Origin of the sequence: Arthrobacter sp. Soil763 (genome assembly GCF_001428365.1) — a bacterium.
Lineage (GTDB): Bacteria > Actinomycetota > Actinomycetes > Actinomycetales > Micrococcaceae > Arthrobacter.
Window position 1 is genome coordinate 588,559 of the sequence record NZ_LMSH01000003.1, and the last position, 23,019, is coordinate 611,577.

Below are 23,019 nucleotides of genomic sequence, written 5' to 3' on the forward strand. Positions count from 1 at the left end.
CGAATCGGTGCGGATCCGTTGGGCCCCTCAGCCGGCTTCTAGGACGAAAAAGATGAAGGACAGGAACGCTGTCCTCTCACCGTTCAGGATGCGGGGCGGCAGCAGTTCAGGCGGCGTTTGCGGAGATGGTGCCGGTTCGCTCACGGTGGCTATGCGGTATCCCGCGGCCGTGAAAGCGTTCATCATCGCGTGAAGCGGCCGGTGCCAGAAGGTCAGGACCGCCGGCTCGCCGTCGAACTCGTAATCCTCCGAGTACTGCCGGAGAGCGAAGTAGTCCTCCGTTGGGTGGTTGATCAAGCTGACCGTGGGGTGGTTGACCGACAAGATCAGGCGGCCGCCGGGCTTCAATACCCGGCGCAGCTCGGTAAGCGGCGCTGACCAGTCCTCCAAATAGTGCAGGACCAGGGACGCAACGACGTCGTCGAAGGAGCTATCGGCAAAAGGAAGCGGTTTGCCGAGGTCGGCCAGGTGCAGGTCCGCGGTCGCTCCCAGCCGCCGCCTCGCCAATTCAAGCATGGCGGGACTGGAGTCGAAGCCGGTCATGACGGCGCCTCCTGCGCCCAGCGCCGCGGACAACGGCCCGGAGCCGCACCCTGCGTCGAGGATCCGGCGACCCGCCACGTCGCCGGCGAGCGCGATCATCGCCGGTCGTTCGTAAAAGGCGTTGAGGAGGCTGGATTCGTTCTCGGCGGAGTAGCTCTCGGCAAATTCGTCGTAGTTGCTGGTTTTCGTTTTCACGTTCCCCCAAGAACAAGTGCGCAGACGGCGCCCTTCCTTCGGGCGATCGTTTCCGATTCAACCACACCGTACCGGGGTGGCGGCCGCCGTGGCGGTCGCGGGAACAGGGCGTCGGGAACCCACGGAGCAGCTGCCGAAGCGAGGGAATGTCCCTCCGCCGGGGTCAAATGTCGGCGCCACGCGGTAGACTCAAATTCGAACATATATTCGAAAAAGGGTGTGTTGTGGGCGTTGTTGTCGGGCCCCGCGTGATAGATGCGGGCGTTTCCCTCCTGTCGGTACTTATCTCGCCGGTGGCGGTGGCTGCCGGCTATCCCTCGCCCGCGCAGGACTACTTTGACGGGCGCATTGACCTCAACGAGCACCTGATCAAGGACATCACCAGCACGTACGTCGTCAGGGTCTCGGGAGACTCAATGGAGGGCGCCGGCATCAGCGACGGGGACGAACTCATCGTCAACCGGGCACTGGAGCCGCGCGACGGCTGCGTCGTCGTGGCCGTCCTCGACGGCGAACTGACGGTCAAACGCCTCCGCGTCACCCCGGCCGGGGTGGTACTCCAGGCCGACAATCCCCGCTACCCGGACATCCGCGTCCCCGCGCTCTCCGACCTCGTCATCTGGGGCGTCGCCACCCGGTGCCTGCACCATGTCTGAACCTCCCCGCGGGCGCGACAGCATCGCACTCGTGGACGTCAACTGCTTCTACGCCAGCGCCGAGCGCGCTTTCGACCCCTCGCTGGAGGGACGGCCGGTCGTGGTCCTGTCCAACAATGACGGCTGCGCCGTCACCCGGTCGGCCGAGGCGAAGGCGCTGGGCATCCCGCTCGGGGAACCCTGGTTCAAGATCGCGCCGCGGGCCAAGGAATGGGGCCTGGTCGCCAAATCCAGCAACTATGAGCTCTACGGGGACATCAGCGCCCGCGTGATGGAACTCCTTGGCCGGTACTCGGCGTGGCTTGAGGTCTACAGCATCGATGAGGCCTTCCTCGGCGTCCGGGGCGACCCCGGGGAACTGCTGCGGATGGGCCACGCGATGAAAACCGCGGTCCGGCGGAACGTCGGCGTCCCGGTCTGTGTGGGCATCGCCGGCACCAAGACCCTCGCCAAGCTGGCGAACAAGTGGGCCAAGCACAACCCGGGATTCGACGGCGTCTGCCACTGGGATTCGGTCCCGGCCGCGCGGCAGGAGCAGCTCATGGCCGGCCTGTCCGTGATCGAACTTTGGGGCGTGTCAACGCGCCTGACCAAGCGGCTGAACGCTCTGGGCATCCGCAGCGTCCTGGACCTGGCCCGGGCGGATCCGGTCATGATCAGGGACCGGTTCTCCGTAGTGCTGATGCGCACGGTGCTGGAACTGCGCGGAACGCCGTGCATTCCGCTCGAGGAGGAACGGGTGGGCCGCGATCAGTTGATCTTCAGCAGGTCCTTCGCCACCCCGGTGACCTCGACGGCGGGCATGCGCCAGGTGCTCGGCATCTACGCCCAGCAGGCCAGCGCGCGGCTGGCCCGGCACGGCCTGCAGTCCAAGGTCCTGACCGCCTTTGCCGCCACATCCCACTACAACCCACGGGACGGTTCCCATCCCTCGGTCTGCGTCCCGCTGCCAATGCCCACCGCGGACCCGGTGCTGCTGGCACGGGCGGCCTACGCCCTGCTCCCCCGGCTCGTCGACGACGCCCGGTACGCCCGGGCCGGCATCATGGTCACCGACTTGCGCCCGACCGCGGCCCAGGCCCCGCTGGCCGTCTTCGAGAACCCACACGAGAAACGCGGCATCGGACCCCTGCTGGAGGAGGTCAGCCGCAGGTACGGCCGGGGGTCCATCGGGCTGGGCCACGCCGGCATCCGCGGCGGACCGGACTGGACGATGAAGCGCGACATGCTGTCCCCGCGCTACACGACGCACTGGGACGAACTGCCGGTGGTCAAGGCTGCGTAACGGCGTGCCTGCGGGTGCGGGCAGGTAGGCGGCCGCCGGCACGCATCCGCCGGAGCCGGTGAGCCACGTACGTGCGCCCGGTGCCTAGAGTGAGCGTCCGGGTGGAAAGGCAGGTAGTCATTCCCACAGACAGGTAGCCGGCCGGTTTACGCAAGGGCCGGGTTACGGCGCTCCGCCGCTGCCCGCCTTCCTGCGGCGAACCGCCCGGACCACGAACCAAACCAGCACCGCGGCCAGCGCCGCGTAGACGGCGTAGTTGAGGTAGCGGGAATACTGGTCGATTAGCTCGTACTGTGCCCCGAGCGCAGCGCCCAGGCCAATCAGGAGGCCGTTCCACAGCCCGCTGCCGGCCAGAGTAAACACGGTGAAACTGAGCAGGTTCATGTTCTGCGCGCCCGCGGGCAGGCTGATGAGGCTCCGCACCCCCGGGATCAGCCGCCCGAAGAACACGGCAGGCCTCCCGTGGCGGTCGAACCAGTGGGCCGCCTTCTCGAAGTCCTCCCGGTCCACCAGCGGCAGCTTGGAGAGCCAGCGGATCGACCGCTCGAGCCCCAGCCGGGCACCCAGCCAATACAGCAGCAGCGCACCAAGGTAGGCACCGAGGGTGCTGGTGAGGAAAACCAGCACCAGGCTCATGGTCCCCTGCCGGGTCAGGAAACCGGCCAGCGGCAGGATCACCTCGCTCGGGATCGGCGGGAAGACGGTCTCGGCGAGCGTGAACAGCCCGACGCCCCATTCGCCCAGCGCGTCAATGGAGCGGGCGGCGACCCCCACGATTCCGGTGAGGTCCTGCGTTGCGGAGGCTGCTGCCACCAGTGCGGGCACGGTCATGGTCGGAACTCCAGGGATGGCGGGACGCGGACAGTTCCAGACTGCCACACCGGACACGACCGCGCGCGTCGGCCGCGGTACGAAGGACGAGGGCTGTCCACAATCGGACCAGGCCGCCCGGCGCCTTTACCCGCTAACGGGAGCAGAATTAAGAACAGGGATCCCCAATGCCACGCGAGGGAAGATCGGGGTGCGCCATGAACACTGGCCAGACACGGGCATCACTGCTGCTGGCGGCGGCCCTGCTGGGCGCCGCCGGATGCGGCGCCGGCGGCAGCGCAACGGCCCCGCCCACCACATCACCACCGGCGAGCGCACCGGCGGGAACCCCTGCCACTACCCCTGCGGGCGGGCAGATGCAGATGAGCAGCGGAGCGTCCACACCCGCCTCGGGCAGCGCTGGCGTCTCCAGCGCGGTCCCCGCAGCCGCCGCCATCACCATCCGGGACTTCTCCTTCGGGCCGCCGCTGGAAGTGCGTCCGGGCGCGACGGTGACGGTGACCAATGCCGACGGCGCAGAGCACACCGTCACCGCCGACGACGGTGCAGCGTTCAACGTCGACGTCCAGGGCGGCGCGACGGCCAGCTTCACGGCGCCGGCCACACCGGGCACCTACACGTTCCACTGCACCTTCCATCCCTCCATGCACGGGACCCTGACGGTCAAGTGAGCCGCCACAGTCAAGTGAGCCGGAACGGTGCAGCTAGTCGGCGGCCTTGGCCCGGCTGGGCTGCACCCTCGGCGGTTCGCCAGGCATCTTCGGGAAGTCCGGCGGGAAGGGCAGCTCGCCCAGGCCCTCGGCCAGGTCCCGCTCCCACCAGCCCAGCAGTGCCTCGATGGAGCCGGGCCGGTCGTGCATGCCGGCCCACGGGTCCCCCAGGGACTGGAGCCGGCCGGGAACGGTCGCGACGGTGAAGTCCTTGGGGTCGGCGGCATCCAGCTCCTCCCATGCCAGCGGGCAGGAGACCGTCGCGGCGGGCAAGGCGCGCGGGCTGTAGGCGCCCGCCATGGTGCGGTCACGGTTGGCCTGGTTGAAGTCGACGAAGACCCGGGTACCGCGTTCCTCCTTCCACCAGGCGGTGGTGACCTGCTCCGGCATCCGGCGTTCGAGTTCGCGGGCGGCGGCGATCACGGCGTGGCGCACGTCCAGGAATTCGTGCTTGGGTTCAATCGGGGCGAAGACGTGCAGGCCGCGGTTGCCCGAGGTCTTGATGAAGGCGGTCAGTCCCGCCTCGGCCAGGACCGCGCGCAGCTCGTGGGCAGCGGGCACCGCATCCTTGAAGCCGGTGCCCGGTTGCGGGTCGAGGTCGATCCGCAGCTGGTCGGGGTTGTCCGGGTCCGTGGCCCGGGAGGCCCAGGGGTGGAAGACCACCGTGTTCATCTGTACCGCCCACACCGCGGCCGCGATCTCGTCGATCACCAGCTGGGGATGGGACCGGCCGCTCGGGTAGACCACATCCACGGCCCGTACGTACTCCGGGGCCCCCTTGGGCGGGTTCTTCGAGAAGAACTGTTCGCCGTCGACGTTCCCCGAGAAACGCTGCAGCGTGACGGGGCGGCCGCCGTTGGCGGCCAGGAACGCGTCCCCGACGGCGACCATGTAGTGGGCGAGGTCGAGCTTGCTCAGGCCCGCTTCAGGCCACAGCAGCCTGCTGGGACTCGAGATCCTGACTTCCCTGCTGCCGTGGGGTCCCTCGACGGCGACCATGGTTTCTTCCCGTGCCATGAGGATCAAGCTACCCGCGGGCGCTGCCTAAGGAAAGGACGCATCAGGAGCGGCGGACGGATTTGAAGACTTCGAACCAGGCCACCCCGGCCGCGCCCGCGAGCACCGCAAGGAGCCAGTCAGCCGGCGCCAGCGGCCCCAGGTTGAACGCGCCCCGCAGTCCCGGAACGTTCAGCAACACCACGAGGAACAGGGCCGCGCCGCCGACCACCCACTTCAGGGTCCGGTTGCGGCGCTCGCGGAAGGTCCGCCAGAACGGCAGCCGCCAGGACCGGTTGACCAGGATCAGGCACAGGTTACCGACCACAAGGGTCGCGAACGACACCGAGCGGACGACGTCGTCCGGCCTGCCGCTTCTGAGGGTCCAGAGGTAGACCCCGACGACGACGGCCAGCACGGAAAGCCCCTGGCAGGCGGCGATGGCAAGCACCCGGCGCCCGAAAATGCCCTGGCCCGGCCGGCGCGGCGGCTGGTCCGTGATCGCCGGATCGATCTCCTCCGCTTCAAACACCACCGAGCAGGCCGGGTCAATGATGAGCTCCAGGAAAGCGATCTGCACCGGGAGCAGGACCAGCGGCCAGTCGCTGACAAAGACCGGCAGCAGGGACATGCCGACGATCGGGACGTGTACGGCGATCGTGTAGGCCAGCGCCTTGCGGAGGTTGTCGAAGATCCCGCGGCCCTGGCGGATACCGCCGGCGATGGAGCTGAAGTCGTCGTCCGTGAGGACCAGATCCGCGGATTCCCGGGCGACGTCGGTCCCGCGGGCGCCCATCGCGATGCCGATGTCCGCCGCGCGCAGCGCCGGTGCGTCGTTGACCCCGTCACCGGTCATCCCGACCACCTCGCCGTTGACCTTCAGCGCCCGGATGATCCGGAGTTTCTGTTCCGGGACCATCCGGGCGAACACGCTGACGGTGCGGATGCGCCGCGCCAGCTCCTCGTCGGGCATGGCCATGAGCTCCGGTCCGGTGATCACACCCGCGCCGTGGTCCAGGCCGACCGCGCGGCCGATCGCCAAGGCGGTCCCCGGATAGTCGCCGGTGATCATCACCGTGCGGACCCCGGCGCGGGCGCACGCGGCCACCGCGGCGGCCACCCCGGGCCGCAGCGGATCGTGCAGGCCAACCAGGCCCAGGTACTCGAACTCGAAGTCGGCCTGCAGTTCCGGGAGGTCGCCGGCACGGTCGAACGAGGCGCGCGCGACGGCCAGCACCCGCTGGCCGCCGGCGGTCGCGGTCTCCACCTCGGCCAGCAGCGCCGCCTGCTGGTTCGCGTCCAGGCGGCAGAGCCGGGCGATGGCTTCCGGGGCGCCCTTGGCCGCCACCGCGTAGTGGTTCCCGCCGGGAACGCGCCAGACGTGCGAGAGCGCCAGCAGTTTCTCGGACAGCGGGTACTCCCGGACCAGTTCCCAGTCCGCGTGCAGCCGCCCGGTGCCGCCGAGGTGTTTGGTGCCGACGGCCTTGAAGGCCTTGTCCATCGGGTCGAAGGGGTCCACCGGGGAGGCCAGCACCCCGTACTCGGCGATGGTGTGGAAGGCCGCGGGGAGCGGGCTGTCATCGACCAGGCAGCGTTCGCCGCCCACGACCAATTCATTGACGCTCATGCTGTTCATGGTCAGCGTGCCGGTCTTGTCCACGCAGATGACGGTGGCAGCGCCGAGGGCCTCGATCACCGGGGAACGCCGGGTCAGCACGTGCTGCTGCGACATCCGCCAGGCCCCCAGGGCCAGGAACACGGTGAGCACCACCGGGAACTCCTCCGGCAGCATGGCCATCGCGGTTGCGATGCCGGCCAGCAGCGCTTCCAGCCAGTTGCCGCGGGTCAGGCCGTAAACGACGGCGACGACGGCGGCGGCCGCCACCCCGAAGGCGGCGAGGTAACGGACCAGGCGGTCGACCTCCCGCTGCAGCGGGGTGGGCTCCTGTTCGATGGAGCGCAGCGCCGAGCCGATCCGGCCCAGCTCCGTTCCCGCTCCGGTGCCGGTCACCCGGGCCAGCCCGTGGCCCTTGACCACCAGGGTCCCGGAGAAGACCCAGGGCGTCGCGTCCCCGCCGGGGCGTCCCATCGGTCCGGCGGCGGCTGCCGGGTCCGCGGCCTTCCGCACCGGGACCGATTCCCCGGTCAGGGCCGATTCGTCCACGGTGAGGTTCCGTGAGTCGAGCAGGACGGCGTCGGCGGGTACGCGGTCTCCTTCGGCGAGCAGGGCCAGGTCCCCGCGCACCACCTCACGGCCGGGGATGCGCAGCTGCTCCCCGTCCCGGATCACCAGGGCCCGCGGCGAGGACAGGTCCCGCAGCGCGGCCAGCGCGTTCTCGGTTTTGCGCTCCTGGTAAATGGAAATACCGATGACGACGACGACGAAGGAGAGCAGGAGCACGCCGTCCAGCAGTTCGGCCAGCAGGAAGTTCACGGTGCCGGCGACCAGCAGGAGCAGGAGCATGGGCTGGCGGACCACCGCCCAGGTCTGCTGCAGCAGGTTCCGTGGTTTCGCGGTGGGCAGCTCGTTGGGGCCGTCGGCCGCCAGCCGCTGCGACGCCTCGGCCGCGGAGAGTCCCTCCGCGACGGCGGCTGTCGGGCCGGGGTTCATCAGAGCCAGGCGGTCCGCCGCAACGGAGGTTCGGCGCCGCCGGGCCGCCGGACCAGCACCTGGTTGACGCCCGTCGTTCCGGCCTCGAAGCCCAGCGCGCTGGCGGCCATGTAGAGCCGCCACACCCGGGCCCGGCCCGGACTGCTGGCCCGCACGGCCTCGTCCCATTGGCGCTCCAGATTGTCCACCCAGGCCCGCAGGGTCAGGGCGTAATGCGGGCGCAGCGCCTCGACGTCGAGCACTTCGAAGCCGCCGCCCTCCAGGGCGCCGACCATCTCCGCCAGGCTCAGCATCTCCCCGTCGGGAAACACGTAGCGCGGGATGAAGGAGTCCGGGTCGGAGGCGGCGGGGCCGGCGTTCCAGGAGATGGCATGGTTCAGAAGCCGGCCGCCGGGGCGCAGCAGCGCGTGCAGCCGGGACGCGTACCGGCCGATCTGCTCGCGGCCCACGTGTTCGGACATGCCGATCGAGCTGATCGCGTCGAACGGGGCGTCCTCCACGTCGCGGTAGTCCTGGATCCGGATCTCAACCCGGTCCGTCAGGCCCGCTTCCGCAACCCGTTTGCGCGCCAGTTCCGCCTGCTCGGCGGAGAGGGTCACACCGACGACGTCCACACCGTAGCGGCGGGCGGCGTGGATGGCGAAACTGCCCCAGCCGCAACCGACGTCGAGGACCCGCATCCCGGCTTGGAGCCCGAGTTTGCGGCAGACCAGGTCGAGCTTGGCCTCCTGCGCCGCGTCCAGCCCGGTGCCGGGGCTGTCCCAGACCGCGCAGGAGTAGACCAGCGACGGACCCAGGATGAGGGCGTAGAAATCATTGCCGACGTCGTAGTGGTGCGAAATGGCGGCCGCGTCCCGTTTCCGGGAGTGCCGTCGGCCCTTCCGCGCCACGCGGGCCTCCTCGGGCGGCGGCGCCGGGTTCGGCCCCACCGCGCCGAGCCGCACCGCGGCGGCGGCCAGCGTGCCCAGTTCCCGGAACGTGGGCCGGCGGAACGGCCCGGACTCGGCGAACTTCCCCACGGAACTGAGGGCGCCGAAGCTGGCAAAAATGTCGCCCGGTGCCTCAATCTCGCCGGCGACGTACGCCCGGCTCAGGCCCAGTTGGCCGGGTGAGAAAAGGATCCGCCGCAGCGCCCGGCGCGAATGGACCACCAGCAGCGGGGCGCCAGCGGGTCCGGCTTCCGAGCCGTCCCAAGCGCGCAGCCGCAGCGGGATGTCCTTGGTGCCGAGCACAATGGCCAGCGCTCCGGCCAGCCGCGGCGCGGCTCCAGCAGTCCTCCGCATAGTCATCTCCCTCTCAGCCGGCATTGCCCCCACGGCCATTCTGGGGGCAGCCGGCGCGCCGGCACAGGGGCCGGACGTCCCGGACGCATGCTCCCGGGGTGTCCCGGCGGGCCGCGATGGTGATCCGCGGGAAGGCTGGTTAGGGTGGCTGGCATGGCTGAGGCATTTACGTCCCTCGTGGACGCTGTGACACGGGCTGGCGCCGGGGCGCCGGGGCAGGGGGTGCCGCGTGGCAGCCGCTGAGCTTCCGCTGGCCATCGACGTCGGCGAAACTGCCGTCTCCGGCGTCTATGCCCGGCCCGCACATCCAATAGCGACCCTGGTGGTGGCCCACGGCGCCGGAGCCGGGATGGAGCACCCCTTCATGCGGGGCTTCACCGCGGCGCTGAACGACGACGGCGTCGCGACGCTGCGCTTCAACTTCCCCTACCGGGAGGCAGGCCGGAAGTTTCCGGACCGGCCGCCGGTGGCCATTGCGACGTGGCGGGCCGTGATGGCCGCTGCCGCTTCCCGCTCCGAGGGCGAGCCGGTCTGGGCGGCCGGAAAGTCTTTCGGCGGCCGGATGGCGTCGATGGCGGTGGCCGAGGGCATGCCGGCTGCGGGGCTGGTGTACCTGGGGTATCCGCTCCACCCGCCGGGCAAGCCGGAGAAGCTGCGGGACGAGCACTTGTACGGCATCACCGTGCCGATGCTGTTCCTGCAGGGCACACGGGACACCTTCGCCACTCCCGGGCTGCTCGAGTCCGTGGTGGACCGCGTCGGGCCAGGCGCGACGCTGCAGTGGCAGGAGGGCGGGGACCATTCCTTCGCCGTGGCGGGCAGGAAGCGGGCCCCCGAGGAAATCGGCGCCGCGCTGGCCGATCCCGTGGCGGAGTTCATCCGGTCCCACCCCGCACCGGCCGCCGGGACGGCAGCGCGGTGACGGCGGGGGAAGAGGATGCTACCGGTCCCCTCGCGGACGACGATGTTCCCGCCTGGTGGCAGCGGCTGGGCCTGCCGGGTCTGATCGATATCCACACGCACTTCCTGCCGGAGCGGATGCTGCGGCGCGTCTGGGCCCATTTCGATGCGGCCGGACCGCTCGTGGGCAGGCCGTGGCCGATCACCTACCGCACCGACCAGGACAGCAGGCTGCAGCGGCTCCGGACGCTCGGGGTGCGCCGTTTCACCGCCCTGGCCTACGCGCACCGGCCGGGGATGGCCGCTGACCTCAACAACTTCACTCTGGGCCTGGCTGCGGCGGAACCCGACTGCGTTCCCAGCGCCACGTTCTACCCCGAGGACGGCGTGCTGGCGGAGGTCGAGGAGGTGCTTCGCCGGGGCGCTCGGGTCTTTAAGATCCACGCCCAGGTGGGCGGCTTCGACCTCAGGGAGCCGGTCCTGGACCCGGTGTGGGGCCTGCTGGCCGACGCTGCCGTCCCGGTGGTGGTGCACGTCGGCAGCGGCCCGGTTCCCCGGCCCGGGTTCACCGGCCCGGACAAGCTCGCCGGCGTGCTGCGCCGGCACCCCGCCCTGACCGCCGTCGTCGCGCACCTTGGCGCACCCGAATACGGGGAATTCCTGGCGCTGGCCGACCGGTATCCGCGCGTCCACCTCGACACCACGATGGCGTTCACTCATTTCTTTGAGGACGTGGCGCCGTTCCCGCCCCGGCTGCTCCCGCAGCTGGCGGATGCCGCGGACCGGATCGTGCTCGGCAGCGACTTCCCCAACATCCCCTACCCCTACGCCCACCAGCTTGAGGCCCTCGAGCGGCTCCGCGACAAGGAGCCCCGCCTCGACGACGACTGGCTGCGTGCCGTCTGCTGGGCCAACGGGGAGCGGCTGATCGGCGGGCCGCCGGTTCCCTTATCGGGCGTGAGGCACAAGGATGGTGCCCATGAGCAAAACATATGAAGCCTCCCGGCCCGTCGAGTCCGACAATCCCGAAGCCGTCGCATCGGCCGTCCGCGAGGCCACCCGTGCCTTGAGCGAGGACCTGCAGCAGGACGGCATCGAGGTCAGCTTCCAGGACCTGGCCCTGCTGGGCCACTCCGAGTCGTGGGACGACGAGGGTCAGCGCTGGGTCCATGTGGCGTGGGACGGGAACGACGCGGGCTGACACCCCGCGTTTCGGTCACATCCGGTTTTTGACCTTCGCCGTCGCCCGCGCAGTCCAGGGGTCCTCCGGCCACGGGTGCTTGGGGTAGCGGCCGCGCATCTCGGCCCTGACCTGCGCGTAGGGACCCGACCAGAACGAGGCAAGGTCGTCGGTCACGGCGAGCGGACGCCTCGCCGGTGAGAGCAGGTGGAACAGCACGGGCACCCGCCCGGCCACCAGCCGCGGCGTCCGGTCCCAGCCGAAGCACTCCTGCAGCTTGACCGCGACCACCGGACGGCCGCCGTCGTCCCCGGCCTCCGGATAGTCAATCCTGACCCGGGACCCGCTGGGCACCTCCAGCGCCTCCGGGGCCAGCTCCCCGAGCCGGGCCGCGTCGGGCCAGGGCAGGAGCCGGCGCAACGGTTCTGCCAGGTCGATGCTGCGCGCGGGGGCCCCGGCGGCCAGGGCCTCAAGTTCCGGGGCGAGCCAGTCGTCCAGGCGGGCCAGCAGGGCCGGCTCGGACATGTCCGGCCACGGCGCGCCCAGTTCCCGGTGCAGCAGGGCCAGCCGCCGCCGCAGGGCGTCCGCCGCGGCCGACCAGCCGATGGCGCCCAGTCCGGCCTGCGCCAGGGCCCGGGCCACGGCCGCGCGGCCCTCGGCCGGGGACGGCCGCACCGGGGTCGAGGACAGCACGATCGCGCCCAGCCGGCGCTCGCGCCGGGCGGTGATTTTGCCGCCGCTGAAGGACGCCGTGACGGTGTCGCTGAGCAGATGCTGCGCGGCGGCCTCGGCGCCCTCCGCCGACAGCGGGGCGGCGGACCGGATCACGGCGCCGGTACCGGCAGCGTCGCGCCCCTCCGCGCGGGAGACCTCCGCGACGGCCAGCCATTCCCGGCCCGCGAGGCGGCTGCCGGCCGGGAGCCCCGCCCGTGTGCCCGAGGAGAGCAGGTACTGCTCCCCCGCCCCGGGGACCCGCCGGGCCACCCGGTCCGGGAACGCGAGGGCCACGACGAGTCCCGTCGCTTCCGGGCTCCGCGGCCCGGCAGCCCGGGACGGCAGCTCGGACGCGTCCGCGGGCGCTGCCTGGCGGGCGAGCGCGTCCATCCGCCGGACGTCGTCGGCCCAGCGGCGGGATCCCGGATCGGCGCCGGACCGCAGTGCGTTAAGGAGCCCGGGCAGATCGGCGCCGGGGACCCGCAGCCCGCCTGAAACCGCGCCGACCGTCTCCGCCGCGGAGCGGCTGCCGACGGCGGCGGCGCCGTCCAGCAGGGCACGGGCCAGCCGGGGGTCCGCCGGGATCCGGGCCAGCGTCCTGCCGAGCTCGGTGGCGAGGCCGCCGGCTCCCACTGCCCCGAGTTCCCGCAGCACTTCGACGGCCTCGTCCATCGCACCCCGGGGCGGGGCATCCGGCAGCGCCAGGCCGCGGCCGCCCGGCGACCCCCAGCAGGCCAGCACCAGGGCCGCGGCGGTGAGGTCGGCGACGGCGATTTCCGGGGTTTGATGGGCCGGGGCCGCGCCGTAGCTTTTCTGGTCGTAACACCGCACCACGCGTCCGGGACCGAGGCGGGCGGCCCGTCCGGCGCGCTGCTCGGCGGAGGCCCGGGAACAGGAAACGGTCACCAGGCCGGTCATGCCCCGGGCGGCGTCACGCCGGGGCTCGCGGGCCAGGCCGGAATCGATGACGAGCCGGACCCCGGGGACCGTAAGGGAGGATTCCGCCAGCGTCGTGGAGACGATGATCCGGACGCGGTCCGCCGGGCCGCGGCCGGATACGGCCCGGTCCTGCATCGCCGGGTCGGCCTGGCCGTGAAGTTCCAGCACCTCGGCCCGGGTCCGTCCCCGCAGGGCGGCCGCAACATGCGCTACTTCCCTCGCGCCCGGCAGGAAGACCAGCGCGTCGATGTCCTGCCCTGCGGCGAACGCCGCGGCGTGGGCCTCCGCCGCGGTGGACGCCACGTGGTCGAGAAAGGCCCGGGTCACGCCGCGGTCATCCAGTCGGGGGCAGCGCGCCGGGGCCCACTCCACCTCGAGCGGGTGCAGCGCGGACGGACAGCCGACGACGGGGGCCGCGCCGCCGCCGTCGGACGCCGCGTCCCCTTCGCGCCCCCGGTCCGGCGACGCGTCCCCGAGCAGGGCGGCGAACCGCCCCGCGTCGAGCGTGGCCGACATCGCGACAAGGGTGAGGTCGCCTCGGAGCTGGCGGACCTCGGCGAGGATGCCGAGCAGCAGGTCGGTCTCCAGCCCCCGTTCGTGGACTTCATCAAGGACCACGGCGCCGGTACCGTCCAGCCCGGGGTCCGCCAGCAGGCGGCGCAGCAGGATGCCGGGAGTCACGAACTCAACCAGGGTGCCGGCGCCCGCCTGCCGGTCGCCGCGGACGGTGTACCCCACGCGTGCGCCGAGTGGGCTGCCGTCCAGGGCCGCCAGACGCCTGGCCGCGGAACGCGCGGCGACGCGGCGCGGCTGGGTCACCACCACGCGCCCGGGCGCGGCGGCGCCCCGGGCAGCGAGGTTGGCCAGCAGCGGAGGCACCAGGGTGGTCTTGCCGGTACCCGGCGGCGCCTCGACCACGGCGGTCCCGCCGGGACCGTCCGTGCCGCGTGCGCCGAGGGCCGCCGTAAGCCGGTCCAGTGCCTCGGCAAAGACCAGGCCCGCTCCGAGGGTGGCGAGATCGAACGGCCCGGGCTCCGGGGTCTGCACGGATAAAGTCACCCCTCCATTGTCCCCGCCCGCGCGGACCGCCACGCCGCGCCGGCCGGCAGGGCGGGCGAGGCGCCGCCGGCCGCTGGAGGCGGCCGGGTGGAAACTACGGAAGACTGGGTACTTCCCAAACACGAAGGCGGCACCCCGTGATCAATCTGCAGCAGGACGACGAAGGCTTCATCCGCATGAACCGGCACTTCCCTGCCGGGACGCCTATCACCATCACCTTCGCCGACGGTTCGACCGAGCAGGTCACCGGCCGGCAGCTGAACGCGGCCTACGACGCCGCGCTCGCCGACTACCGCGCGCAGAACCATTTGGACGCCAAGGGCTACTCCCGCGCCCCCAAAAAGCGCGTCGACCCGGGCAACAAGATCGAGTTCGTCCGCGTCCAGCCGGGCATCGCCGGAAGCTAGGCCCCGCCGCCCCGCCGCCCCGGCCCCTGACCGCTGCCTGCCCTGCCGGCCGCGTGGAAACGCCCGGCGTCCGGCGGCGGCGAAGGACGGCCGCGAAAAAAATCTCGCCCAGCGGAACAAACCGGCCCGGTCCGCGGTTGTCGCCCACTGTGGCCCGGACAGAAACAGCGTCCGCCCACCGCGCCACCGCGGGCCGGAAGGTTTCCGAGGCGCCCCCAAGTCCCGGAAAACTTTTCCTCTCCCCGATGGCAACGAGCCCAACGACTCTTACTGGAGAAGAATGCTTACCGTAAACGCATACGCTGCCCCGTCCGCCACCGAGGACCTGGTCCCCACCACCATTGAGCGCCGCGACGTCGGACCGCATGACGTCCTGATTGAGATCAAGTTCGCAGGCATTTGCCACTCGGACATCCACACCGTCCGCGGCGACTGGGGCCCCCAGTCCTACCCGCTGGCCCCCGGCCACGAGATCGCGGGCATCGTGACCGAGGTCGGCTCGGCCGTCACCAAGCACGCCGTCGGTGACCGCGTCGGCGTCGGCTGCATGGTGAACTCCTGCGGCGAGTGCGCCAACTGCCAGGCCGGCGAGGAGCAGTACTGCCTCAAGGGCAACACCGGCACATACGGAGCGGTCGACCGCGACGGCACGATCACCCAGGGCGGCTACTCCACCCATGTCGTCGTAACCGAGGACTTCGTGCTGTCCATCCCCGACGGCCTGGAACTCGACGTCGCCGCTCCCCTGCTCTGCGCCGGCATCACCACCTACTCCCCGCTGCACCACTGGAACGCGGGCCCCGGCAAGAAGGTCGCCGTCGTCGGTCTCGGCGGGCTCGGCCACATGGCCGTGAAGATCGCGCACGCCATGGGCGCCGAGGTCACGGTCCTGTCCCAGTCGCTGAAGAAGCAGGAGGACGGCCTGCGGCTTGGCGCCGACCACTACTACGCCACGAGCGAGGAGAACACCTTCTCGGAGCTGGCCGGCAGCTTCGACCTGATCGTCAACACGGTCAGTGCCTCGATCGACATCAGCTCCTACCTGCAGCTGCTGAAGCTCGACGGCGCCATGGTGAACGTCGGCGCCCCGGCCGAGCCACTGCCGGTCAACGCATTCGCGCTGATCGCCGGGCGCCGCTCCTTCGCCGGTTCGATGATCGGTGGCATCCGGGAAACCCAGGAAATGCTGGACTTCTGCGCCGAACACGGCATCGGCGCGGAGATCGAGGTCATTCCCGCGGAGAAGATCAACGAGGCCTACGAGCGCGTGCTGGCCTCCGACGTTCGCTACCGCTTCGTCATCGACGCGGCGACCCTGAGCTAGTCCCGCGCGGCCGTTCCGGACGGGCGGCGCGCCAACGGACCGGGGCTGCGGGGATCCCCGCAGCCCCGGTCCGTTCCGGTAGCGCAGGTCGGGAACCGCAGCGGCGGCGGAACCCCCGGCGGTCAGCAGGCGTTAACCCTGCATCCGCCGTTCCGTCGCCCGAATATCACCATCCCGAAACACACCCGCAACAGGGCGGGTCCAAGCTGGAAGACACGCCCGCGGGGTGTGCCGTTATCTGAGGTTGCTAGAGAGAGCAGGGCCGCCGTGAACCCCTTGATCATCCTGACCGCCCCCACCGGCGCGCCCGAGGGCAGCCGCCCCGGCACTTCGATACGGCCGATTCACGCCGACGACCTTCCCTCGCTGTCCCGCATGTACCGGGAAGCGTACGAGGAGGGCCTGCCGCAGCCGGCGGACCGCTCGGTCGGCTGGATCGACGCCCTGCTGGCCGGAACCCGGGGCCGGCGCCTCCCGGAGGCCTCCGCGGTCAAGGCCGGCCCCGACGGCACGCTGGCCGCCGCCATTATCGTTACCGAGCCCGCCCCCGGCAGCGACGGCGACTGGGACAGCGTGATCGCCGAACTGTTCACCCACCCCGACCACCGCCGGCAGGGACTCGCCGAAGAACTGCTGGCCCACTGCCTTCAGGCCCTGCAGGCAGTGGGCCGACACCGCGTGGCAGTCACCGTGGACAGCGGAAATTCGGCGGCCCTGGCCCTCTACCTCTCCCGCGATTTCCGCCGGGCCACCGTCGACGACGCCGACTGAGCGGCCGGGCAGGTTCCTTCCGGCCGGGCGGCGGCGGTGCTAGCTTGTCCGGATGGACGTCCTCGACTGGCTGCTCGACTCCGATCCTGCCCTCCGCTGGCAGGTCCTGCGCGACCTCACGGACGCCCCGGCGGACCAGCTGCCGGCCGAGCGTGCCCGCGTCGAAACCGAGGGCTGGGGCGCGCGCCTGCTGGCACTCCAGGGCGAGGACGGGCAGTGGGACGGCGGCACCTACTACCCCTCGCCCTACGACGACTCCGAACCGGGCCAGCCCTGAACGGCGACGACCTACAGCCTGCTGCTGCTCCGGGAATTCGGCCTTGACCCGGAGAGCGCGGCTGCGCGGACCGCCGTCGCGTGCGTCCGGGAGGGCAGCCGCTGGGAGGAAGGCGGACAGCGGTTCTTCGACGGCGAGGTGGAGCCCTGCATCAACGGCATGGCCGTCGCCCTCGGTGCCTACTTCGGCGCAAACGTCGACGGCATCGTCGCCCGGCTCCTCGACGAACAGCTCGACGACGGCGGATGGAACTGTGAGGCCGAACGCGGTTCGACCCGGTCTTCCTTCGACACCACGATCAACGTCCTGGAAGGGCTGCTGGAATACGGGCGCGCCGCCGGCGACACGCCCGACGTGGCCGCAGCCCGGCGGCGCGGCGAAAACTACCTGCTCGACCGCCGCCTGTTCCGCCGCAAGAGCACCGGGGAGCTGATCGACCCGGCCTGGCTGCAGTTCTCCCACCCGACACGCTGGCACTACGACGTGCTCCGCGGCCTCGACTATTTCCGGGCTGCCGGGAGGGCGCCGGATTCCCGGGCCGCCGAGGCCCTGGCGCTGGTACGGGGCAAACGCCGGCCGGACGGAACCTGGCTGCTGGAGAACAGCCATCCGGGCCGCAGCCACTTCCCGCTTGACGCCGGCGACGGCCTTCCCAGCCGGTGGAATACGCTGCGTGCACTGCGCATCCTGCGCTGGGCCGGAGACGCCTAGGTGTTTGTAACTTCGATGGAATTATGGCTAGATTGGGCCCTACGCAGCAGAATCCATTGGGGGAACCATGAACAAGGCGCAACGACGCGCACACACCGAGCCGCCCTGTCCGGCGTGCGGCTCACGGGTGGTGCCGACCTGGAAGGACGAACGCTCCGTGAGCGACCGGCAGCCGGACTGGCAGGTCAGCGCGCGGCAGTGCAGCAGCCAGAGCTGCAGCCGGAACGATCCGGCCAACTGGTAGGCCCGCGGGGCCGGCCATGACCGTCCGGAGCGCGGGCCTGCTGCTGTACCGGCGGAACGCGCCGGAGCAGCCGGAAGTCTGGATCGCCCACATGGGCGGACCTTTCTGGGCCCGGAAGGACGCCGCCGCCTGGTCCATCCCCAAGGGCGAGTACGCCGAGGACGAAGATGCCCTGGATGCCGCCCGGCGCGAGTTCACCGAGGAGATCGGGAGCCCGCCGCCGCTGGCGGACTACTTCCCGCTCGGCAGCTTCCGGCAGTCCTCGGGCAAGGTCATCACCGTTTTTGCGGCGGAGGCCGACTTCAAGCCCGAGCGGATCGCCAGCAACACCTTTTCGCTGGAGTGGCCCAAGGGCTCCGGCAGGATCCGCAGCTATCCGGAGATCGACGACGCGGCCTGGTTCGGCGTCGCGGACGCCCGCACGAAGCTGGTCCGGGGCCAGCTCCCGGTCCTTGACGCCCTGCTGCGCCACCTCGAGGAGGCTGGCTGAGCAGGGCATTATTCGTGACAACCTTCGCATTGCCACGTCACAGCGGGCGCAGGTAGTGTGACAGAACTTGTCATTCACCTGAATCGGGGAGCAACCATGCAATCTGTTGGACGCCGCCTGTCCGCTGCCACCGCAGCCCTGGCCCTGGGCGTGGCGGGCGCCGCCGTCGCATCCCCCGCCTCCGCGGCGCCGCGGGAGACCGAGAAGACCGCGACGGCGTCCGGCTACGGCGGCGCCGTGAGCACCGTGGACCCCGAGGCCTCGGCGGCCGCGCTGGAGGTGCTGCGGAAGGGCGGCAATGCGGCCGACGCCGCTGTCGCCGCCGCCGCTACCCTGGGCGTGACCGAGCCGTACAGCGCGGGGATCGGCGGAGGTGGCTACTTCGTCTACTACGACGCAAAGACCGGCCGCGTCGGCACGGTGGACGGACGTGAAACCGCGCCGGCAGGCATGCGGCACGACGCCTTCATCGATCAGGGAACCGGCCAGCCCTACCGGTTCACCCCCGAACTGGTCACCAGCGGCGTCGCCGTCGGCGTCCCGGGCACCCCGGCGACGTGGCAGCGGGCCCTCGAACGCTGGGGAAGCCTGGGCCTGGCCGAGGCCCTCCGGCCGGCCATCAAGGTGGCCACGCGCGGCTTCGTGGTCGACAGCACCTTCCGCCAGCAGACCCTCGACAATAAGGCCCGCTTCGCGGCGTTCCCTGCCACCAGCGCCCTCTTCCTTCCCGGCGGCGACGCTCCCGCCGTCGGCAGTCTCTTCCAGAACCACGACCTCGCCGCCACCTACCGGCTCCTCGCACGGCAGGGCACGGACGGCTTTTACGGCGGCCCGCTCGCGGCGGAGATCGCTGCCACGGTCCAGTCGCCGGCGAAAGCCGCCGGTACCGCCCTGCCCGTGCCGGCCGGGTCCATGACGACCGCGGACCTCGCCGCCTACCGGGCGCTGGACCAGGACCCCACGCATGTGGAGTACCGCGGCCTGGACGTCTACGGCATGGCGCCCTCCAGCAGCGGCGGGACCACTGTCGGCGAGGCCCTGAACATCCTGACCCCGTCGAACCTCGCGGCAATGCCGCCCGCCGGCGCCCTGCACCACTACCTGGAGGCCAGCGCCCTGGCGTTCGCCGACCGCGGCAAGTACGTCGGCGACCCGGCCGGACAGCAGGTGCCGACGGCCGCCCTGACCGACCCGCTCTTCGGCAAGGAGCGCGCCTGCCGGATCGATCCGCTGCGGGCCGCCGCCAAGCCGGTCGCGCCCGGCGACGTCACCGCGTACGACGGCGTGTGCCCGGCCACCAGCGCCGCCCCCGCGGCCGAGTTGGACACCGAGAACATCTCGACGACCAACCTGACGGTCGCGGACAAGTGGGGCAATGTGGCCGAGTACACCCTCACGATCGAGCAGACCGGCGGGTCCGGCATGGTGGTGCCGGGCCGGGGCTTCCTGCTGAACAACGAACTGACGGACTTCTCCACGGTGTACGACGCCAAGGACCCGAACCGGATCGAGCCGGGCAAGCGCCCGCGCTCCTCGATGGCGCCGACCATCATCCTCAAGGACGGGGCGCCGTTCCTGGCCCTCGGCTCGCCAGGCGGGTCCACGATCATCACCACGGTCCTGCAGACCATCCTGAACCGGGTTGACCTGGGCATGACCATCTCCGAGGCGATCGCGGCCCCGCGGGCGTCACAGCGGAACACCGCGAAGGTGACCGCCGAACCGGACTTCATCACCGCGTACGGCGGCCCGCTCGCCGGCTACGGCCACGCCTTCACGCCCTCCGGGGACGCCTTCACCTCGGCGGCGGAAATCGGCGCAGCGACGGCGATCGAGTTCGGCCCGGGCGGGCGGATGACCGCGGCGGCCGAGCCGGTCCGGCGCGGCGGAGGCTCCGCGATGGTACTCACCGCGGCGCGGTAGCCCGCGGGCCGGCGCCGGTCAGGCGTCCAGTCCCCTGGCGTACGCGGCCTGCCCGACATGCTGCAGACAGTCGGCTAGGGTGCTGACCAGCCGCACGCCGAGGGTGACCGGCGGGTCCCAGCGGGTGTCCACGACGCGGTCGAGGTCTCCGCTGTCGAGGCCCCGGATAAAGCCGGCCGTCTGCTCGTGCACGGCGTCGTAGTACGCGGCCAACAGCTCGGGCGCGGCCGTGACGGCGTCGACCTGCGCGGAAGTGTGGCCGTAGCCGGTGTCCCGTTCGGGCAGCGGCAACCCGAAGCGGGCGGCAAAGCCCTGCGCGGTCCACACCTGGGCGAGTCCGGCCGCGGAGGCGACCTGGGCGTCCTCGACCCGGCCCAGGTGCCAGACCAGCCACGCCATCGAGTTCCCGTTCCCGCCCGGGCGGCGGGACAGCGTGCGGGCATCCACCCCGTCCAGCGTGCCGGCCACCGTTTCGTGGATCCGGTCAAAGGCATCGAGCAGCAGGTCCTTGGCTTCCATTCCGTTCCCTTCCTGGCGTCGTTCGTCCGCCCATGCTGGCACACAAACGGCCCGTTGCCCCATCACTTCCGGGCGCCAAGGAGGGGTCATAGGCACCACAAGTGATAGGGCAACGGGCCGCCGGCGGCTGATCAGGCCGGGACCGGCTCGGAGCACGGCGGAGTGAGCTGAAGGGCTGCGCCCCTGCCCAGTTACCTCCCCCGAAGCCGCTGCTGCACCGGGGACACACCGGCCTCTGCGCGTGTCGGACCTGGTAACTGGGCAGGAGCGCACGGTCCGGCAGAAGGCACCGGCGTCGCTGTGCTAAATTTCGGCCCATGACCTCGCACCCGCCACGCCATCATGCCGACGCGCCCGCTGCCGCCGCTATCGGCCTGTTGGCGAGGCAGGGTTTTGACGCCACGTCCGTCGACGACCTCGCGGACGCCGCGGGCATGAGCCGCAGCACCTTCTTCCGGAAGTTCGGCTCCAAGGAGGACGTCGTCTTCGCCGACCACGATCGGATCCTCCGGCAGGTGACGGACAGCCTGGCCGAGACCATGCAGGGACCCCTCGAAGCGATCGTGGACGCGGCCCTGCTGGTTTTCAACCACCACCTGCGGAACCGGGAGACGTCCCGGGCGCGCTACGGGCTGATGCAGGCTGTTCCCGCGCTCCGGGACCGGGAGCTGGTCACCTCGCACCGGTACGAGAGGGCGTTCCTCCAGCACCTGCTGGACAAGCTGCCCGACGCCGAGCAGCGTGAGTACAAGGCAGTCTCCTTCGCCGCGGCCGTCGTGGCCGTCCACAATGCCTTCCTCCGGCGCTGGCTTCGCAGCGGGGAGTCCCCGGGGGCGGAGACGGAGGCCCGGGACAGGTCGGCGGCGCTCACCAAGGAGCTTCAGGCCCTCTCGGACATCTTCCGGCCGGCATTGCTGGGCTCCGGTGCGGCGCACGCCTCCCCCGCCGTCGTCGTCACCGTCCTCGCGGCCGGTGCTGGCAACGACGCCGTACTGCAGGCCGTCCGGGACGCCCTGCCCTAGCACCGGACCAGCCCTCGTGGCACTGAATTTCTTGACGTGGGACTGCGTTTCAATGCATCCTTAGTCGATGTGGCGCGAGCCACAGTGAGCGGGCGATCCAGACCCGCACCGCAGACAGAGGACAACGCATGACGACGACGTCGCCCGACTCCGGGCCCACCGCCACAGCGGCCGTAGATAACTTCCCGCTCGGCACCGTAGAACCGGATTACGTGCTGACCGATGCCCTCGGCACGGACCCCGCCTCCGTGTTCGCCACCATCAGCGACGAGGACCGCGGCTACTGGGATCGTGCCCGCAGCTTCGTCCAGGACGAGGTCCTGCCCGTCATCGACGGGTACTGGGAGCGAGCCGAGTACCCGCTGCAGCTGCTCCGGCGCCTCGGTGAACTCGATCTGCTGCGGGACGGCGTCGAGGTCGACGGGTACCCCGCGATGAGCAGCATGGCGGCCGGCCTGGTGAACATGGAAATCAGCCGGGGCGACGGTTCCGTGGCGACCATGATCGCGGTGCAGGGCGGCCTCGCGCTGCGCTCCGTCGCGGAGTGCGGGTCTGCGGAGCAGAAGGAACGCTGGCTGCCGGCGATCGCGGCCGGCACGGAGTACGCAGCGTTTGCGCTGACCGAACCGACCCACGGCTCGGACTCGGTGGCCCTGGAGTCCACGGCCACCGCCACCGACGGCGGTTACCTGCTTAACGGCGAAAAGAAGTGGATCGGCAACGGCTCCGTCGGCGGCGTCAGCGTGGTGTGGGCCCGCGGCGAGGACGGCCAGGTGCACGGCTACCTGGTGCCGCAGGACTCCCCCGGCTACTCCGCGACCAAGATCGAGGGCAAGCTGGCCCTGCGGGCCATCTGGCAGGCGCACATCCGGCTCGACAACGTCTTCGTCCCGGACGAGAATGTCCTGCCGGGCGCGCGGACCTTCAAGGACACGGCGCGGGTGCTGCTGGCCACCCGGCTGGGCGTCGCCTGGTCCGCCGTCGGGCATGCCACCGCCTGCTACGAAACCGCCGTCCAGTATGCCAAGCAGCGCGTCCAGTTCGGCCGGCCGCTGGCAGCGTCCCAGATTGTGCAGGAACGGCTGGCCCGGATGCTCAGCGAACTGGCCACCATGCAACTGATGGTCGTCCAGATGACCCGCCTCGACGAGGAAGGGCTGCTCACTCCCGAGCAGGCCTCGCTGGTCAAGTACACCTGCACCCGCACGGCCCGCGGCATCGCCTCCAATGCCCGGGACCTGCTCGGCGGCAACGGCATCCTGCTGGCCAACCGCGTTGCCCGGCACCTCGCCGACATCGAAGCCATCCACACCTACGAGGGCACCGAGACTATGCAGGCCCTCATCATCGGACGCGGCATCACCGGCACCTCCGCCTTCGCCTGACCCGCCCTCGCCTGACCCCGCGCCGTGCCCGCGGACCCGAAAGG

General features: G+C 71.1%; 20 protein-coding genes and 1 pseudogene. 14 read left to right on the top strand and 7 right to left on the bottom strand.

Annotated features, from left to right (window positions below):
• Nucleotides 1-27 precede the first annotated feature (27 nt).
• Complete coding sequence (locus ASG71_RS12375; protein WP_056739629.1) at nt 28-738, bottom strand: class I SAM-dependent methyltransferase; 711 nt, start codon at nt 736-738, stop codon at nt 28-30.
• 224 nt (nt 739-962) lie between these two features.
• On the opposite strand from ASG71_RS12375, the gene ASG71_RS12380 reads away from it, so the two are divergent.
• Entirely contained in the window at nt 963-1,394 is a 432-nt protein-coding gene (locus tag ASG71_RS12380) for a LexA family protein (RefSeq protein ID WP_056739631.1), read from the top strand.
• Nucleotides 1,387-2,679: a Y-family DNA polymerase gene (locus tag ASG71_RS12385; protein WP_056739633.1), complete on the top strand. Its 1,293-nt coding sequence runs from the start codon at nt 1,387-1,389 to the stop codon at nt 2,677-2,679. Before ASG71_RS12380 ends, ASG71_RS12385 begins: the two co-directional genes overlap by 8 nt.
• 162 nt (nt 2,680-2,841) lie before the next feature.
• Here the strand turns inward: ASG71_RS12385 and ASG71_RS12390 are convergent, their stop codons facing one another.
• Nucleotides 2,842-3,510 (bottom strand): DedA family protein, encoded by a 669-nt coding sequence (locus ASG71_RS12390; protein ID WP_056739635.1) that lies wholly within the window; start codon nt 3,508-3,510, stop codon nt 2,842-2,844.
• Nucleotides 3,511-3,707: 197 nt separating this feature from the next.
• Between ASG71_RS12390 and ASG71_RS12395 the strand changes: the two genes are divergently transcribed.
• On the top strand, nt 3,708-4,181 hold the full coding sequence (locus ASG71_RS12395) for a cupredoxin domain-containing protein (protein ID WP_082575105.1): 474 nt from the start codon (nt 3,708-3,710) through the stop codon (nt 4,179-4,181).
• Nucleotides 4,182-4,214: 33 nt separating this feature from the next.
• On the opposite strand, the gene ligD is transcribed toward ASG71_RS12395, so the two are convergent.
• Genes ligD through ASG71_RS12410 form a run of 3 tightly spaced genes read right to left on the bottom strand, consistent with a single transcriptional unit; the run spans nt 4,215 to nt 9,110 of the window.
• Nucleotides 4,215-5,237, bottom strand: coding sequence for a non-homologous end-joining DNA ligase (ligD, locus tag ASG71_RS12400; protein WP_056739638.1), 1,023 nt, complete (start codon nt 5,235-5,237; stop codon nt 4,215-4,217).
• A 43-nt stretch (nt 5,238-5,280) separates the two neighbouring features.
• Nucleotides 5,281-7,827: a cation-translocating P-type ATPase gene (locus tag ASG71_RS12405; protein ID WP_056739641.1), complete on the bottom strand. Its 2,547-nt coding sequence runs from the start codon at nt 7,825-7,827 to the stop codon at nt 5,281-5,283.
• Nucleotides 7,827-9,110: an SAM-dependent methyltransferase gene (locus tag ASG71_RS12410; protein ID WP_056739643.1), complete on the bottom strand. Its 1,284-nt coding sequence runs from the start codon at nt 9,108-9,110 to the stop codon at nt 7,827-7,829. The genes ASG71_RS12405 and ASG71_RS12410 overlap by 1 nt, the downstream gene beginning before the upstream one ends.
• A gap of 229 nt (nt 9,111-9,339) precedes the next feature.
• On the opposite strand from ASG71_RS12410, the gene ASG71_RS12415 reads away from it, so the two are divergent.
• The 3 genes from ASG71_RS12415 to ASG71_RS12425 are packed head-to-tail and all read left to right on the top strand — an operon-like array spanning nt 9,340 to nt 11,211.
• The gene (locus tag ASG71_RS12415) at nt 9,340-10,032 is read left to right on the top strand and encodes an alpha/beta family hydrolase (protein WP_056739646.1); all 693 of its coding nucleotides are present in this window, start codon (nt 9,340-9,342) and stop codon (nt 10,030-10,032) included.
• Entirely contained in the window at nt 10,029-11,006 is a 978-nt protein-coding gene (locus ASG71_RS12420; RefSeq protein WP_056739648.1) for an amidohydrolase family protein, read from the top strand. The genes ASG71_RS12415 and ASG71_RS12420 overlap by 4 nt, the downstream gene beginning before the upstream one ends.
• Nucleotides 10,990-11,211, top strand: a complete 222-nt coding sequence (locus tag ASG71_RS12425) for a hypothetical protein (RefSeq protein ID WP_056739650.1) — start codon at nt 10,990-10,992, stop codon at nt 11,209-11,211. The genes ASG71_RS12420 and ASG71_RS12425 overlap by 17 nt, the downstream gene beginning before the upstream one ends.
• 15 nt (nt 11,212-11,226) lie before the next feature.
• Here ASG71_RS12425 and hrpB read toward each other — a convergent pair whose 3' ends face one another.
• Nucleotides 11,227-13,902, bottom strand: a complete 2,676-nt coding sequence (gene hrpB, locus ASG71_RS12430) for an ATP-dependent helicase HrpB (RefSeq protein WP_056739652.1) — start codon at nt 13,900-13,902, stop codon at nt 11,227-11,229.
• 137 nt (nt 13,903-14,039) lie between these two features.
• Between hrpB and ASG71_RS12435 the strand changes: the two genes are divergently transcribed.
• The 6 genes and pseudogenes from ASG71_RS12435 to ggt all read left to right on the top strand — a co-directional run bounded on the left by ASG71_RS12435 (nt 14,040) and on the right by ggt (nt 20,049).
• Complete coding sequence (locus tag ASG71_RS12435) at nt 14,040-14,309, top strand: hypothetical protein (protein ID WP_056739654.1); 270 nt, start codon at nt 14,040-14,042, stop codon at nt 14,307-14,309.
• Between the two features lie 280 nt (nt 14,310-14,589).
• Complete coding sequence (locus ASG71_RS12440) at nt 14,590-15,633, top strand: NAD(P)-dependent alcohol dehydrogenase (RefSeq protein ID WP_056739656.1); 1,044 nt, start codon at nt 14,590-14,592, stop codon at nt 15,631-15,633.
• A gap of 267 nt (nt 15,634-15,900) precedes the next feature.
• Complete coding sequence (locus ASG71_RS12445) at nt 15,901-16,404, top strand: GNAT family N-acetyltransferase (protein WP_157366411.1); 504 nt, start codon at nt 15,901-15,903, stop codon at nt 16,402-16,404.
• A gap of 52 nt (nt 16,405-16,456) precedes the next feature.
• Nucleotides 16,457-17,392 (top strand): annotated as a pseudogene (locus ASG71_RS12450) (hypothetical protein).
• Nucleotides 17,393-17,652: 260 nt separating this feature from the next.
• Nucleotides 17,653-18,126, top strand: a complete 474-nt coding sequence (locus ASG71_RS12455; protein WP_056739661.1) for an NUDIX domain-containing protein — start codon at nt 17,653-17,655, stop codon at nt 18,124-18,126.
• 96 nt (nt 18,127-18,222) lie between these two features.
• Nucleotides 18,223-20,049: a gamma-glutamyltransferase gene (gene ggt, locus ASG71_RS12460; RefSeq protein ID WP_056739663.1), complete on the top strand. Its 1,827-nt coding sequence runs from the start codon at nt 18,223-18,225 to the stop codon at nt 20,047-20,049.
• 18 nt (nt 20,050-20,067) lie between these two features.
• On the opposite strand, the gene ASG71_RS12465 is transcribed toward ggt, so the two are convergent.
• Complete coding sequence (locus tag ASG71_RS12465; protein ID WP_056739665.1) at nt 20,068-20,568, bottom strand: mycothiol transferase; 501 nt, start codon at nt 20,566-20,568, stop codon at nt 20,068-20,070.
• Nucleotides 20,569-20,885: 317 nt separating this feature from the next.
• Between ASG71_RS12465 and ASG71_RS12470 the strand changes: the two genes are divergently transcribed.
• On the top strand, nt 20,886-21,590 hold the full coding sequence (locus ASG71_RS12470; RefSeq protein WP_056739668.1) for a TetR family transcriptional regulator: 705 nt from the start codon (nt 20,886-20,888) through the stop codon (nt 21,588-21,590).
• A 128-nt stretch (nt 21,591-21,718) separates the two neighbouring features.
• Nucleotides 21,719-22,975, top strand: coding sequence for an acyl-CoA dehydrogenase family protein (locus tag ASG71_RS12475; protein ID WP_056739670.1), 1,257 nt, complete (start codon nt 21,719-21,721; stop codon nt 22,973-22,975).
• The last annotated feature ends 44 nt before the right edge of the window (nt 22,976-23,019 follow it).

Coding starts and splice junctions, on each gene's coding strand:
- ASG71_RS12470 (WP_056739668.1), top strand. CDS start 20,886: ATGACCTCGCACCCGCCACGCCATCATGCCGACGCGCCCGCTGCCGCC.
- ASG71_RS12425 (WP_056739650.1), top strand. CDS start 10,990: ATGAGCAAAACATATGAAGCCTCCCGGCCCGTCGAGTCCGACAATCCC.
- ASG71_RS12395 (WP_082575105.1), top strand. CDS start 3,708: ATGAACACTGGCCAGACACGGGCATCACTGCTGCTGGCGGCGGCCCTG.
- ASG71_RS12410 (WP_056739643.1), bottom strand. CDS start 9,110: ATGCGGAGGACTGCTGGAGCCGCGCCGCGGCTGGCCGGAGCGCTGGCC.
- ASG71_RS12455 (WP_056739661.1), top strand. CDS start 17,653: ATGACCGTCCGGAGCGCGGGCCTGCTGCTGTACCGGCGGAACGCGCCG.
- ASG71_RS12385 (WP_056739633.1), top strand. CDS start 1,387: ATGTCTGAACCTCCCCGCGGGCGCGACAGCATCGCACTCGTGGACGTC.
- ASG71_RS12475 (WP_056739670.1), top strand. CDS start 21,719: ATGACGACGACGTCGCCCGACTCCGGGCCCACCGCCACAGCGGCCGTA.
- ASG71_RS12465 (WP_056739665.1), bottom strand. CDS start 20,568: ATGGAAGCCAAGGACCTGCTGCTCGATGCCTTTGACCGGATCCACGAA.
- ggt (WP_056739663.1), top strand. CDS start 18,223: ATGCAATCTGTTGGACGCCGCCTGTCCGCTGCCACCGCAGCCCTGGCC.
- ligD (WP_056739638.1), bottom strand. CDS start 5,237: ATGGCACGGGAAGAAACCATGGTCGCCGTCGAGGGACCCCACGGCAGC.
- ASG71_RS12390 (WP_056739635.1), bottom strand. CDS start 3,510: ATGACCGTGCCCGCACTGGTGGCAGCAGCCTCCGCAACGCAGGACCTC.
- ASG71_RS12440 (WP_056739656.1), top strand. CDS start 14,590: ATGCTTACCGTAAACGCATACGCTGCCCCGTCCGCCACCGAGGACCTG.
- ASG71_RS12405 (WP_056739641.1), bottom strand. CDS start 7,827: ATGAACCCCGGCCCGACAGCCGCCGTCGCGGAGGGACTCTCCGCGGCC.